Genomic DNA, 13,261 nt, shown 5'->3' on the forward strand with positions numbered 1-13,261 from the left:
GCTCGACCCGAGCGGTCGGCTCTTGGGCATGCAAGGACCGCTCGCCTCGGATGAGCCGCGAGCGGCCCGCCGGTGCCTCCCGCGATGAGCCGCCCGCCTCGCGGGTCACCGATACCCGGACTGTGCCCGGTTCAGAACGGGTAGATGACGCCGGTCTTGCGTTCGGACTCGGCCCACAGCCGCTGCCACAGCTCCCGGTTCTGCGACAAACGGGTGGACGAGGAGGGCCGCACCGGTCCCTGGCTACCGAAGAGCCGGGTCGGCCCCCAGTAGATCTCGGGATCGGCGTCGGGCATGGTCGCGGCGAACAGAGTCGAGTGCGCGGCCCTGGCGGGGGAGTGGCCGATCAGACGAATGAACGGCTTCGAGACGTAATCGAGCGGCGTCTCGGTGTGGGCGAAGAGGTCGGTGGCCGAGACACCGGGGTGCACACCGTAGGAGCGCTTGTCCGAGCCGGATTCCCGCAGCCTGCGCTGCAATTCGCGGGCGAACATCAGATTGCACAACTTGGATTGCGCGTAGGCGAGATTGCGCTGGTAGCGACGGTTCTCATAGTCGAGGTCGTCGATCCACAACTTCGGGGTCTGCTTGTGCGCGATGCTGGAGAGGGTGACCACCCGGTCCTTGATCCGGTCCAGCAGCAGGCCGGTGAGCGCGAAGTGTCCGAGGTGGTTGACGCCCCACTGGGTTTCGAACCCGTCCTTGGTCCGCGAGAACGGGATGTTCATCAGGCCCGCGTTGTTGACCAGGACGTCGAACTCGCCGGCGGCGTCGGCGAACTTGCGCACCGAGGCCAGATCGGCGAGGTCGAGTTCGGCCACGCGGACGTCGCCGTCGATGCCGCCGGCGACCTCTTTCGCCTTGACCGCGTTGCGGCAGGCCATGATCACGGTCGCGCCCTTGGCCGCCAAGACCTTCGTGGCGACGGCGCCGAGACCGCCGTTCGCGCCGGTGATGACAAAGGTGCGTCCGGTCTGGTCCGGGATCTCAGTTGGTTTCCACGCCATGCGTCAACCTTACTTTGGAGTAAGTTCCGGGGGAAGGGTTTCGAATCGATCGTCTCAGACGCGGATGCGCGTGTCGCGGAACATACCCGCGACACGAGCTCTCACCAGATTTTTTCAGCGGCCACTGCCGATGGGTTGCTGGAAGGCGGCCGCGAGGACGGCGCCCACTGTATCGCCCCACACCTGCCAGGTGGCGGGATCCAGCGTCATCGAACCCACATCGGTGATCGTGACCCCCTCGGCCACCGGCGCACCCGCGAACCGGTCCTTCAGCCACAGCAGCGCGCGCGGCGCCGCGATCGGGTCGAGGGTGAGGTGCTCACTGAAATGGTCGCGGATGTACTCGACCCGTGCGCCCGGGTCCTGGGCGTAGGTTCCGACCAGCTCGTTGACGGGCCCGACCGGGATCAGCCAGTCGGCGTTGGCTTGGTACATCAGCATCGGCATGTCCGGCACGGCTCGGCCCAGCTTCGTCTTGTTCAGCACCTCGACGACGGCGGGGTCGGTGAACGGGTTCTTCGCCAGCATCCCCAGGTTGTCCGCGAACGGGAACAGCGCGGCCTGGTAGCTCGCACAGAGTTGCTCTTTGCCCGCGATCATGAGTCTGCCCAGGCCGTTCGCGTTGTCGTCGAGGAATTTCCGCAGCTCCGGATACTCGCGCGAGACGCCGAGCGCGCCCGCGAAGATCAGCCCAGCGGAGAGATTGCCGTTGGCCATCCGCAGGGCGGCCGACAGATCGGCGGGGATGCCGCCCTCGGCGGCGCCCACCACGTTCAGCTCGGGCGCGTAGTCGCGCTTCAACTCGGTGGCCCAGCCGGTGGCGATCGCGCCGCCGGAGTAGCCCATCATCCCGACCCTGGTCCCGGTCCCGGACAGTTGCATCGGCGCGAAGTTCTCCGCGGCGCGGATGCCGTCGAGAGTGATGCGGCCGGCCAGAGGCCCTGCGGCGTAAGCAGAGTCCGGTCCCTGGTGATCCGGGATCACCGCGGCCCAGCCCTGGGCCAGCGCCGCCTGCACCTCGAGGAACTGCGCGGCCACCAGGGTGGATCCGGTCAAGGCCGCGGGGATGCTGCCCATCTGGAGCTGATACGACGGCATGCAGTAATTGCCGGTCGAGTCCTCGGCGATCTGGTAGGAGAACAGCGGCCGGTCTGCGGCGTAGCCGCGCGGCTTGATCACCGTGGCCACGGCGGGGATGGCCTCGCCGCGGGAGTTGGTGGAGCGGTAGGACAGCTGCCAGGCGTCCACGTTCAGCGGGATCAGCGACAGGTTGGCCAGATTGACCTGGCGCGCGGCGATGATCCGGCCGGGAGCCAGATCGGCGTAGGTCTGCACGGGCGGCCGATAGAAGGCCGGGTCGAAACCGGGCGGTAGCGGCGGAACCGGGAACGGCGGCGCGGGCTGGATCACCTGGTCGTCGGGCGGCGGCTCCGCGGCCGCGGGCCCGGCCGGTAAGAAGGGCAGCCCCACGGCCACCGCGGCGAGTGCCGCGAGCAGCTTCGGTGCGTGCTTGCGGGAAAGGGCCATGCGAGAACCTCTTCGTTCGGCGAGCCACATATGTGAGCCCCATCGGTTTCAGACTGCGCTCGAGTATGCGGTGTCATGGCGCGGATCACAAGAACGAATATCTCCGGCCCCGGTGGGAAGGCATGGTTCGCGGTCGCCGCGATTTCGCTACGGTGAGAGATGTGACGGCGACAGTGGGCAGGCAATACGGCGGGCGTGCCGTCGTGGAGCGGAAAGCCGAGCGGCGTCAGCGGTTCCTCGACGCGGCCACCCGGATCTTCGCCGAGCGCGGCTACGCCGATTGTTCGCTGGCCGACGTGTGCGCCGCCGCGGGCTTGTCCAAGCGGCAGTTCTACGAGGAGTTCCAGGCCAGAGAGGACGTGCTGGTCGCAGCCTATGACCGGATCCAGGACGAGGCCGCCGCCGCCGTGCTGGGGCGGCTGGCTGATCTCGACCCCCGCTTCGACCTGCCCGCCGCGATGACCGCCGTCGTGACGGCCTACCTGGCCTCGATCGGCTCCGATCCCTACCGCGCGAAGGTCGCGTTCATCGAAGTGGTCGGGGTGAGCGACCGGATGGAGCGGCACCGTCGCGAACGACGACACGGGTGGGCGGCCATGCTGGAGTCGCACGTGGTGCCGGTGGTCGCTCCGGGTTCGCGGGTGCGTGGCGCGCCGGGGTGGGGCGCGAGCGCTTTGATCGGCGCGATCAACGGGCTCGCGCACGAGTGGGTGCTCGCCGACCCGCGTCCGACGGTGACCGAGCTCGTCGATCTGCTGGTTCCGATCGCGATGTCGCTGATCGAGCGGGCGGACGAGACGGCGTCCGAGGACCTGCCCGGCTGATTCGCTGCCGTGTCGCTGGATATCCATCCAAGCGGCGAAGTCCCATACTGGGCTGATGGCCGGTTCGGTTGCTGTCGCCGCGGACCCCGGTGCCTCGATGGGCAGGGCCAAGACCAACATCGTGTTCGGCACCATCGTGCTCGGCATGCTGATGGCGGCGCTGGACCAGACCATCGTGGCCACCGCGTTGCCCACCATCGTCGCCGACCTCGGCGGGGCGGGGCACATGGCGTGGGTGGTCACCTCGTACCTGCTCGCCGAGGCGGTGGCGACGGCGCTGGCGGGCAAACTCGGCGACCTGTTCGGCCGCAAGCTGGTGTTCCAGGTCAGTGCCGTGATCTTCATCGTGGGCTCGATGGTGGCGGGCCTGGCGAACGGCATGCTGCTGCTGGTGCTCGCCCGCGGCATCCAGGGCTTCGGCGCGGGTGGACTGATGGTCACCTCGATGGCGCTGATCGCCGACATCATCCCGCTGCGGCAGCGTGGCAAGTATCAGGGTGCGCTGGGAGCGGTGTTCGGCGTGACCACGGTGATCGGTCCGACGCTGGGCGGCCTGTTCACCGACCATGCCAGCTGGCGCTGGTGCTTCTACGTGAACGTCCCGGTCGCCGTGGTGATGATCGCGCTGGCGGCGCGGACGATCCCGCGGGTGCGGGCCGCGGCCGAGCCGGTCATCGACTACGCCGGAATCGGCCTGGTGGCGCTGGGCGTCTCCTGCCTGATTCTCGGGCTGGAATGGGGCGGGCAGCAATACGCGTGGGGGTCGCCGACGATCATCGGCCTGTTCGCCGGGGCGGTGCTGCTGCTCGCGGCGTTCGTCGCGGTGGAGTCGCGAGCCGCGGAACCGATGCTGCCGATGGGGCTGTTCCGCAGCCGGGTGTTCACGGTGTGCTCGATCCTCAGTTTCATCGTCGGGTTCGCGATGCTCGGCTCGATGACCTATCTACCCGCGTATCTGCAATACGTGGACGGGGTCTCGGCCACCATGTCGGGCGTGCGCACCCTGCCGCTGGTGGCAGGCCTGTTCATCACCTCGATCCTGTCCGGGCAGGTGGTCGGCAAGACCGGACGCTATCGGTACTTCCCGATCGTGGGCACGCTGGTCATGGCGCTCGGCCTGTACCTGATGTCGACGATGGGCCGGGCCACCGGCACGTGGCTGGAGTCGCTGTACATGCTGATCCTCGGCCTCGGCATCGGACTGGCCATGCAGGTGCTCACCATCGTCGTGCAGAACACCGTGCCCTACGCGCAGCTGGGCACGGCGACCTCCGGCGTCACCTTCTTCCGCACGCTGGGCAGCGCCTTCGGTACCGCGATCTTCGGCACCCTCTACAGCAACGAGATCGGCCCCAACCTCACCGCCGCGCTGGTCCGCGTAGGTGTGGTGACACCGGCTGTGGCGGCGGACCCGCAATCGCTGCGCGCGCTGCCCGCCGAACAGTCGGCGCCCATCATCGATGCGTACGCGGACTCCATCGACCATGTGTTCTTCTGGGTCGTGCCGGTCGCGCTGGCCGGGTTCGTGATCGCGTGGTTGCTGCCCGAGGTGCCGCTGCGCGACAGCGCGCGGGCGGGCGCGGGCGATGTCGGCGAGGGATTCTCGGTACCCGACTCACCCGATCGGCTGGTGCAACTGGAAAGAGCCATCGCGGGCACCATGCGCAGGGTTCGGGAGGGGGATCCGATCGGTCCGCGCATCCTCGCCGACGCGGACAGCGACCTCACCCGCGGGGAGGCATGGGCCCTCGGGCAGGTGTATCTGCGCGACCGGCTGCGGGGCCACGCCACGCTGGCCGAGATAGCGCGCGAGCACCGACTGCCAGAGGAGGTGATCGAGCCGATCTACGACCAGGTGGGCGCGGAGGGGTACCTGATGCGGGAGGGGCAACGGTTGCGGCTCACCGACTCCGGCGCCGCCGAGCTGGACCGGATCAAGGCGGCCTGGCGACGCTGGCTCGACGGCAGGCTCGACGACTGGAACGAAGCCGATCCCATCGATCGCGCGCTGCTGGACCAGGCGTTGACGAACATCGCCACGAAGTTGCTCGAAGAGCAGGCGCGGGAGCAGCAGACGGTACCCGCCTGAACCACTTGCGGTCTATTACTCGTAGACGTATATTCGTACGCGAGTAATGAGGAGGTGCCGCGATGAAGAAACGCAAGGTCGACAACCTGCTGGCGCTCGCGGTGCTGTCCGTGATCATCGAACGCCCGATGCACCGGTACGAGATCGCGCAGACCCTGCGCGACCGGGGGAAAGACCACGACATGGCGATCAAGTGGGGTTCGCTCTACACGGTCGTGCAGAACATGGCCAAGGTCGGCTTCCTCGAGGTGGTCGGCAGCGAGCGGGCGGGCGCGCGACCGGAGCGGGTGATCTACCGGATCACCGACGCGGGCCGCGCCGAGATGGCCGACTGGACCAGGGAGCTGCTGTCGACTCCGGAGCCGGAGCATCACCGGTTCGTCGCGGGTCTGTCCATTCTCGCGGTGCTTCCGCCCGCCGAGGTGGTCGAATTGCTCGGTACCCGTCTCGAAGCGCTGGAACAGACCATCGGGACGGTTCGCCGCGAACTCGGCGAACTCGCGGGCGCGCTGCCGCGGCTGTTCGTCATCGAGTCCGAGTTCGGGCTGGCGATGCTGGAAGCCGAGGCGGCGTGGACACGTTCGCTGCGCGACGAGCTGACCGAGGGCACCTTCCCGGGACTGGCGCAATGGCGTGAGTGGCACGAACGCGGCGCGCTGCCGTCGGAGGTCACCGAGCTGGTGGAGAGGGGGATGACCGAGAACTAGCCGAAACCGGACCCGGCGTGGTGCGGCAACACCGCCGCCGGGCCCGATCGAACAGTCTCGAACCGCGCCCGCGAACGCGCACCCGGCTACAAGGCTGGCAACCACAGGATAACCGGGTGGGTAGCGCGTGGGTCGGTCCGGGAACCGAAACCCGTACCGCACGAATCCTGGAGACACCCATGTCCACAACACGTACCGCCCTGGTGATCGGTGGCGGCATCGCCGGCCCCGTCGTCGCGACGGCCCTGCGCAAGGCGGGCATCGAAGCCCGCGTCTACGAGGCCTACCCCGGGCCTTCCTACGGCATCGGCAGCGGACTCGCGCTGGCGCCCAACGGCATCGCCGCCCTCGACATCATCGGAGCGGGCGATCCGGTCCGCGAGATCGCCCTGCCGGTCACGAAGATGAACATGGCAGTCGGAGACAAGGTGCTGGCACTGCCGGGCCTCTCCGATGTGCCGCCGCTGCAAGTGGTCGACCGCGGCGAGTTGCATCGAGCGCTGCACCGGCACGCGACCGCGGCGGGTGTGCCGTTCGAGTACAACAAGCGCCTGGTCGACGTGCACGAGGACGAATCCGGCAGCACCGCCCGGTTCGCCGACGGCAGCACGGCCACCGCCGACGTGCTGATCGGCGCGGACGGCATCCGCTCGCGGGTGCGCACGCTGATCGACCCGAACGCCCCCGGGCCCGGCTACACCGGCATGCTCGGCTTCGGCGCGACCACCGAGTGCGACGCCGAGATCCCGGCCGACACCATGACCTTCGCGTTCGGCAAGCGGGCCTACTACCTGTACTGGCCGCTCGGTGACGGGCGGGTGGCCTGGGGTGCGAACCTGCCGCACAAGGAGTATCTGTCGCTCACCGCGGCGCGGGCGGTACCGAACGCGCACTGGTTGAAGATCCTGCGCGAGACCTACCGCGACGACAGCCCCGGCGGCGAACTCGCTCGCCGCACCACCGAGGACCAGCTGGAGGTGGTGGGCGCGCTGCACATCATGCCGCCGGTGCCGCGCTGGCATCGCGGACGCATGGTGCTGGTCGGCGATGCCGTGCACGCCCCGTCCAACAGTTCCGGCCAGGGCGCGTCGCTGGCGATCGAGAGCGGTGTGCAGCTGGCCAGGTGCCTGCGCGATCTGCCCGCTCCGGAGGCGTTCGCGGTCTACGAGCGGCTGCGGCGCGAGCGCGTGGAAGGCGTCGCGGCCCGCGCGGCGAAGATCAATCACAGCAAGACGCCGGGGCCGGTGGGACGCAAGTTCATGCAGCTGCTCATGCCGCTGATGGCCAAGACCGTGATGAAACCGGAGAAGACCATGGGACCCGAACAGCGCTACCGGATCGATTGGGAGGCACCGGCCGAGCACGAACTCGCGGCGGTGTGAGTCGACGGTGAAGTCCCGCAGGGCCGACCTGCGGGACTGATCCTCGGGTGAGCGGCGATTCCGTGGCGGCGATCAAGCGCCGGATCGACGCAGTTCCTGGGCCACGCCGCGCCCGCATGTCGAGCCGGTCCAGCATCGGTTGGTCGTGGCGGGCGAGACAGCCCCGATCAGCGTCGTGCCGCGCGGTCACGCAGAATTCGCGTGGTCTGCTCGTCGCCGGGCAGAAACGCCTCCAGTTGCAGCTCGGCGAGCGTGACGTCCACCGCGGTGGCGAACGAGGTGAGCGTGGTGATCAAACGCAATTCCCCTTCGGCGCAGCGCAGGCGCAACGGCACCGCGAAACCCAGATGCCCCGGCCCCGGCTCGGTGGACGGCAGATAGGTCTCCAGCTCGTCGATCAGCTCGTCCAGGACGGGATCGGGGCTGCGGGCCATCCGGTTGCGCAGCGCTTCGGTGACGTGCCTTCCCCATTCGGGCAGGTTGACCACGCGGGCGGCCAAGCCGTCCGGATGCAGCGCGAGCCGCAGCACGTTGACCGGTGGTTCCAGCAGCCACGGCGCGGCGCCCTCGGTGAGCACATCGAAGGCGGCGTTGGCGGCGAGCAGGATGCCGTAGGGCCGCACGACCAGCGCCGGGTAGGGCAGATGGCCGTCCAGAATGGCGCGTAACGCCTCCAGCACCGGCGCCAGTTCGGCGGTGTCGAGTTCCGATTCGGGGAAGATCGGCGCGTATCCCGCGGCCAGCAGCAGTCCGTTGCGTTCACGCAGCGACAGCTCCAGTGATTCGGCCAGCCGCACCACCATGGTGCGGCCGGGGCGCGAGCGGCCCTGCTCCAGGAAGCTCAGATGACGCTGCGTGGTGTCGGCGCGGATCGCGAGGTCGAGCTGGCTGACCCGGCGCAGCGTCCGCCAATGTTTGAGCTGCCGGGCGAAACCGGTGGACTCGATCGCCGTTGTCATAGCAGCAGTATCGGCGGACGGGCCGCGGGCTCGCCATACCCTGCGGGGAATCGCACAGACTTCGCACGGCGGCAAAACTCTGCCGCATGAGCAACAAATTCGATGAGCAGGAACTCTCGCGATTCGCCGAACGGTACGTCGCGTTGTGGAACGAGCCCGACGCCGAAGCCAGGCGCAAGCGGATCAGGCAGCTGTGGTCCGAGGACGGCGCCCAGGTCCTGGTGGATCCGCCGCAGGGGATGCGGGAAGCGTTGGCCGCGCTGTCCTTCCCGATCCCGACCGTGGAGATCCGTGGCTATGAAGCGCTTGACCGCCGTGTCGACCGGGCGTACGACGAGTTCGTCGCTCCCGGCGAGCACGTGTTCGTGGCCGGGGGGCAGGCGGTGCGCCTCTCGGTGAACCTGATCGGCCTGACCTGGCACATGGTGGAGAAGGCCGACGGCGCCGTCGCGGGCGGCGGATACGACGTCATCGCCCTCGACGACGACGGCCGGATCCGGTGGGATCACCAGTACATCGGCGTCGCATGAGGCAAGCCGTCGCCTACCATCTCGACCCCTCGCGCGGCGCGGGCGCGCTGACCGCCGCACCGCAGGAGATGCCGGAGCCCGGCCCACGGCAGGTGGTGATCCGGGTGCGGGCTGCGTCGCTGAATCGTCGCGATCTGATGCTGGTGGACGGTACGTACCCACTGCCGGCCACTCCCGGCGTCGTCCCGCTCAGCGATGGTGTCGGCGAGGTGATCGCCGTGGGTGAGGGCGTGACCCGCGCCGCGGTGGGCGACCGGGTGACCGCCACCTACTTCGTCCGCTGGGTCGACGGTCCGCAGCGTCAGTCGCACGTCGTCGAGCAGTACGGCGCCACCCATCCCGGCATGCTCGCCACTTATGCCGTGCTGGAGGAGGATTCGGTGGTGCACGTGCCCGGTCACCTCACCGACTCGGAAGCCGCGACGCTGACCTGCGCCGGGGTGGTGGCGTGGGCCGCGCTGAGCACGCCGTCGCCGGTGCGGCCGGGCGAGACCGTATTGACCGTCGGCAGCGGATCGGTGGCGCTTTTCGGCGTCCAGCACGCGAAAATGCACGGCGCCAGGATCATCTCGATCACCTCGAACGATCGCAAAGCCGAGCGGTTACGCGCGCTCGGAGCCGACGAGGTGATCGATCGCAGCCGGACCCCGGATTGGGAAAGCGCCGTGCTGGACCGCACCGGCGGTGACGGCGTCGACCACGTCCTCGACGCGGTGGGCATGCCGACACTGGCGAAATCCGTGCGGTCGGGCGCGTACAACGCGCGGATCACGATGATCGGCGCGATGCCCGCCACCGACCCGCCCGCGGGCAATCCATTCGGGGCGTCGTATCTGTCGATCCGCCGCATCGCGGTGGGCAGCCGAACGGATTTCGAGGCGATGAACCGAGCGATCGCCGTCCATCGGATGCGTCCCGTCATCGACCGGGTGTTCGCGTTCGAGGAAGCCGAGGCGGCCTACCGGTATCTCCGCACCGGTGACCCGTTCGGGAAGGTGGTGATCGAGATTCCCTAGGACTCAGGGGCAGGCGGTCAGGATCCGCACCATGGCGTCCTTCTCGGCCGGGGTGACCCAGAGCTGGTAGGCCGCCTTCACCTGGATCTGCCTGGTCAGGTAGGCGCAGTGGTAGCCCTTGCTCGGCGGCAGCCACTCGGCCGCGTCGGAGTCGCTCTTGGACTGGTTGGTCGGGCCGTCGACGGCCTGCAGGTTCAGCGGGTCGTTGGCCAGGTCGCGGCGGCGTTCGGCGGAAAGCTGCTGTGCGCCTTTCTGCCAGGCGTCCGACAGCGCGACGACGTGATCGATCTGCACGTCGTCGGAGGACTTCGTGCCGCGCTTGAAGGCGATGGTCTTGCCGGTGTACGGGTCGGCGAGCGTCCCGGTGGCGACGATGCACTTGCCCGACTTGAAGGTCACGTCGGTCATGTCGCGCTGGAGGATGTCGTTGCGGGTGTCGCAGCCGTTGCCGCCGCCGGGCACCGAGACGTTGTCGGACCAGGGCGGCCCGAATTCGTCCCGGCTGTAGCCGGTTTTGGGCGCCCGCTCCGCCACGCGCAGGGAGTTGAGCAGGGCCAGAGCGTCGCGGCCGGGAATAGGGGCGGCGGCATCGGCGCACGCCCGGCCGCCGGAACCGCATCCCGCCGCCGTCGACTGGCTGGGGTGAACCGAGGAGCAGGAGATCAGTCCGATGGAAGTCGCCACCATGATGCCGATCAGAGCCAGCCGCCGCGTTGTGGACTTCATCGAACTTCCTAACGCCGAACCCACTTGAAACTGTAACCGGCGACAAGGTATCCAGTGGCGGGGTTCGCACAACCCAACGGCGCGTATGAGATTCGGCACAGCCCGGCCGTTGACGGGCGGTGCGCCAGAGCGATCGGGCAGGAGCGGGCCCGCCCCCGAATCGCCGTGCCGGCGCCGATTCGGGGGCGGTCTATCACGAGGAGGCCTGGGGAGCCGCGCGGTTGTGCGGATGGTTGTCCACTCCGAAAACCGCACTGGTACGACACCACGGGGCTGATGAGGGGGAGGTCCCGAGGTGTCGAGCCGCGCCTGCTCCGGACTCACTCGTGACGATCAGGGGTGACCGGGATCAGGGGGGTGACCAGGGAAAGTCCCTACCGGGTAGGGCGCCAGCACGCATCCGCTCCATCTCGATCTCACTTGGTCCTACGTATCAAGACAGTAGATAGGACGCGTGCCGCTTGGCAAGTTCGTTCTGCAGGATCGAAAAATTTCTCAGCCGATCTTCAGTTTCGGCCGTACATCTACTGCATGAGTACGGATGTCTATTTGAGATGACAGTGTGGTGGGGGTCGCCGTCCGGCCTGCCCTGCGTGTGACGATGATCACTTCGCGTCACAGGCGAGCAAATCGTGTGTCGAAACGGGTGTGGGCAAGCAAGCCCGACCTGAAAGGACCACATCATGCCGACCGTCGACGTTCTCGACTCCTTCATCAACTACCGCGACACCGGAGCGGGGGACACCCCGGTGGTGTTCCTGCACGGCAATCCGACCTCGTCCTACCTGTGGCGCAACGTGATCCCGCACGTCGTCGATCGCACCAGGGTGCTGGCGCCGGATCTGATCGGGATGGGGGAATCCGGCAAGCCGGACAGCGGCTACCGCTTCACCGACCACGCCGCCTACCTGGACGCCTGGTTCGACGCGCTCGGCCTGGACCGGGTGGTGCTGGTCGGGCACGACTGGGGCGGCGCGCTGGGCATGGACTGGGCCGCGCGGCATCCGGGCCGGGTGCGCGGCATCGCGCTGATCGAGACCTTCTTGCGGCCGATGCGCTGGGACGAACTGCCTGCGCTGGGCGCCGAGCTGTTCCGCAAGTTCCGGTCCCCGGAGGGCGAGCGGATGATCCTGGAGGAGAACACTTTCATCGAGTTCAACCTGCCGAAGGGCATCGCCGACCTGGCCGCCGAGGATCACGACGTGTACCGGGCGCCGTACCCCACCCCGGCCACACGCAAGCCGCTGCTGGTGTGGCCGCGTGAGTTCCCGCTGGACGGCGAGCCCGCCGACGTGGTCGCGCTGGTGCGGAACTACGGCGAGTGGGCGGCCGCGACACCCGAGGTGCCGAAATTGCTGATGGCGCTGGAGAACGGCGTCGGATTGGGTGCGGCGGAGGCGATCGACTGGGCCGCGAGCACCTTCGCGAGCGCCGAGGTCGCGCCGATCGGCCCGGCGGGCCACCACGCGCCGGAGGACCGGCCGGACGAGATCGGCCGGGCGGTCGCGCAGTGGCTCGACCGGCACGCCCTGGTCGGTGCTGCCGCTCACTCGTGACCTCGTGCCCGGTGTGACCGGGGCGTGCTTGCGCCGACCGCGACGCAAGCCGAATGATGGCCGGATGAGCACCGAGCACGACCGGGTCGCGGCGGAGGAGAAGGCCATGGTCGCCCGCGCGGTCGCGGGCGACCGGGAGGCCATCGCCCAAGTGGTGCGCCTGCTGCAGGACCCGCTGTATCGGCTGGCCCTGCGCATGGTCTGGCGGCCCGCGGAGGCCGAGGACGCGACGCAGGAGATCATGGTGCGCGTCCTCGACCATCTGCACAGCTGGCGCGCCGAGGCGAAACTGCTCACCTGGGCCTATCGCATCGGCGTCAATCATCTGCTGAATCTGCGGCGGCAATCCCCGCAGGAGGCAGCGCAACTGAGCTTGGACTCTTTCCGGGACGGGCTGGCCGACGGATTGTCGGAGGCGGATCACCGCGGGCCGGAAGCGGTGCTGCTGACCGCCGAGGTGCGGCTCACCTGTAGCCAGGGCATGTTGCAATGCCTGGCCCGCGACGAACGGATCGCCCTCGTGCTCGGTGAGGTGTTCGAGCTGAGTTCCGCCGAGGCCGCCTGGATCCTCGAGGTCACCCCGGCCGCCTATCGAAAGCGCTTGCAGCGAGCCAAGAAGCGGCTCGGGAACTTCCTGAACGCGACCTGCGGCCTGGTCGATCCCGCGGCGTTCTGCCGCTGCTCGCGCCGGGTGGACCGAGCGCTCGCCTCGGGACGGGTCGACCCGCGCCGCCCGGTGTACGCGCGCCATCCGGTCAGCGCGGGCGGTCGTACCGCGGCCGAGGCCGAGCGGCAGATGATCCGGTTGCACGACGCGGCGTCGGTGCTGCGTGCTCATCCGGACTACGCCGCGCCGCAAGCGAAGATGGACGCGATCGCGGGGCTGCTCGGTTCCGGTCGTTTTCCCATGCTCGAGCAGACGTGACCCGAACGGCGGC

At 68.7% G+C, this 13,261-nt stretch carries 12 protein-coding genes; 8 read left to right on the forward strand and 4 right to left on the reverse strand.

The window, feature by feature from the left end:
• Positions 1-131: 131 nt before the first annotated feature.
• Both ON29_RS06305 and ON29_RS06310 read right to left on the reverse strand, forming a co-directional pair.
• Positions 132-1,007 carry an oxidoreductase gene (locus ON29_RS06305; RefSeq protein WP_040865204.1) on the reverse strand — a complete coding sequence of 292 codons (876 nt, stop codon included), beginning with the start codon at positions 1,005-1,007 and terminating at the stop codon, positions 132-134.
• A gap of 114 nt (positions 1,008-1,121) precedes the next feature.
• Complete coding sequence (locus ON29_RS06310; protein ID WP_040865205.1) at positions 1,122-2,534, reverse strand: lipase family protein; 1,413 nt, start codon at positions 2,532-2,534, stop codon at positions 1,122-1,124.
• Positions 2,535-2,695: 161 nt separating this feature from the next.
• On the opposite strand from ON29_RS06310, the gene ON29_RS06315 reads away from it, so the two are divergent.
• The 4 genes from ON29_RS06315 to ON29_RS06330 all read left to right on the forward strand — a co-directional run bounded on the left by ON29_RS06315 (position 2,696) and on the right by ON29_RS06330 (position 7,536).
• The gene (locus tag ON29_RS06315; protein WP_040865206.1) at positions 2,696-3,358 is read left to right on the forward strand and encodes a TetR/AcrR family transcriptional regulator; all 663 of its coding nucleotides are present in this window, start codon (positions 2,696-2,698) and stop codon (positions 3,356-3,358) included.
• Between the two features lie 55 nt (positions 3,359-3,413).
• On the forward strand, positions 3,414-5,447 hold the full coding sequence (locus ON29_RS06320; protein WP_040865207.1) for an MDR family MFS transporter: 2,034 nt from the start codon (positions 3,414-3,416) through the stop codon (positions 5,445-5,447).
• Positions 5,448-5,509: 62 nt separating this feature from the next.
• Positions 5,510-6,154 carry a PadR family transcriptional regulator gene (locus ON29_RS06325; RefSeq protein WP_040865208.1) on the forward strand — a complete coding sequence of 215 codons (645 nt, stop codon included), beginning with the start codon at positions 5,510-5,512 and terminating at the stop codon, positions 6,152-6,154.
• A gap of 179 nt (positions 6,155-6,333) precedes the next feature.
• The gene (locus ON29_RS06330; protein ID WP_040865209.1) at positions 6,334-7,536 is read left to right on the forward strand and encodes an FAD-dependent oxidoreductase; all 1,203 of its coding nucleotides are present in this window, start codon (positions 6,334-6,336) and stop codon (positions 7,534-7,536) included.
• A gap of 167 nt (positions 7,537-7,703) precedes the next feature.
• Here the strand turns inward: ON29_RS06330 and ON29_RS06335 are convergent, their stop codons facing one another.
• Positions 7,704-8,495 (reverse strand): helix-turn-helix domain-containing protein, encoded by a 792-nt coding sequence (locus ON29_RS06335; protein WP_040865210.1) that lies wholly within the window; start codon positions 8,493-8,495, stop codon positions 7,704-7,706.
• Between the two features lie 86 nt (positions 8,496-8,581).
• Between ON29_RS06335 and ON29_RS06340 the strand changes: the two genes are divergently transcribed.
• Positions 8,582-9,025, forward strand: coding sequence for a hypothetical protein (locus ON29_RS06340; protein WP_040865211.1), 444 nt, complete (start codon positions 8,582-8,584; stop codon positions 9,023-9,025).
• Complete coding sequence (locus ON29_RS06345; protein WP_040865212.1) at positions 9,022-10,041, forward strand: zinc-dependent alcohol dehydrogenase family protein; 1,020 nt, start codon at positions 9,022-9,024, stop codon at positions 10,039-10,041. Before ON29_RS06340 ends, ON29_RS06345 begins: the two co-directional genes overlap by 4 nt.
• Before the next feature lie 3 nt (positions 10,042-10,044).
• Here ON29_RS06345 and ON29_RS06350 read toward each other — a convergent pair whose 3' ends face one another.
• A complete protein-coding gene (locus ON29_RS06350; RefSeq protein ID WP_040865213.1) occupies positions 10,045-10,767 on the reverse strand; it encodes an HNH endonuclease family protein in 723 nt (240 codons plus the stop codon).
• A 683-nt stretch (positions 10,768-11,450) separates the two neighbouring features.
• Between ON29_RS06350 and ON29_RS06355 the strand changes: the two genes are divergently transcribed.
• Together ON29_RS06355 and ON29_RS06360 are read left to right on the forward strand one after the other, a co-directional pair.
• Positions 11,451-12,323, forward strand: a complete 873-nt coding sequence (locus tag ON29_RS06355) for a haloalkane dehalogenase (protein ID WP_040865214.1) — start codon at positions 11,451-11,453, stop codon at positions 12,321-12,323.
• A 64-nt stretch (positions 12,324-12,387) separates the two neighbouring features.
• A complete protein-coding gene (locus ON29_RS06360; protein ID WP_040865215.1) occupies positions 12,388-13,248 on the forward strand; it encodes an RNA polymerase sigma factor in 861 nt (286 codons plus the stop codon).
• Positions 13,249-13,261: the final 13 nt, after the last annotated feature.

The sequence above is a fragment of the Nocardia exalbida NBRC 100660 genome (assembly GCF_000308575.1).
In the GTDB taxonomy this organism is placed as follows: domain Bacteria; phylum Actinomycetota; class Actinomycetes; order Mycobacteriales; family Mycobacteriaceae; genus Nocardia; species Nocardia exalbida.

Excerpts from the sequence above, each read along its gene's own strand:
- ON29_RS06305 (WP_040865204.1), bottom strand. The coding sequence starts at position 1,007 with ATGGCGTGGAAACCAACTGAGATCCCGGACCAGACCGGACGCACCTTT.
- ON29_RS06310 (WP_040865205.1), bottom strand. The coding sequence starts at position 2,534 with ATGGCCCTTTCCCGCAAGCACGCACCGAAGCTGCTCGCGGCACTCGCC.
- ON29_RS06320 (WP_040865207.1), top strand. The coding sequence starts at position 3,414 with ATGGCCGGTTCGGTTGCTGTCGCCGCGGACCCCGGTGCCTCGATGGGC.
- ON29_RS06325 (WP_040865208.1), top strand. The coding sequence starts at position 5,510 with ATGAAGAAACGCAAGGTCGACAACCTGCTGGCGCTCGCGGTGCTGTCC.
- ON29_RS06330 (WP_040865209.1), top strand. The coding sequence starts at position 6,334 with ATGTCCACAACACGTACCGCCCTGGTGATCGGTGGCGGCATCGCCGGC.
- ON29_RS06335 (WP_040865210.1), bottom strand. The coding sequence starts at position 8,495 with ATGACAACGGCGATCGAGTCCACCGGTTTCGCCCGGCAGCTCAAACAT.
- ON29_RS06340 (WP_040865211.1), top strand. The coding sequence starts at position 8,582 with ATGAGCAACAAATTCGATGAGCAGGAACTCTCGCGATTCGCCGAACGG.
- ON29_RS06345 (WP_040865212.1), top strand. The coding sequence starts at position 9,022 with ATGAGGCAAGCCGTCGCCTACCATCTCGACCCCTCGCGCGGCGCGGGC.
- ON29_RS06350 (WP_040865213.1), bottom strand. The coding sequence starts at position 10,767 with ATGAAGTCCACAACGCGGCGGCTGGCTCTGATCGGCATCATGGTGGCG.
- ON29_RS06355 (WP_040865214.1), top strand. The coding sequence starts at position 11,451 with ATGCCGACCGTCGACGTTCTCGACTCCTTCATCAACTACCGCGACACC.
- ON29_RS06360 (WP_040865215.1), top strand. The coding sequence starts at position 12,388 with ATGAGCACCGAGCACGACCGGGTCGCGGCGGAGGAGAAGGCCATGGTC.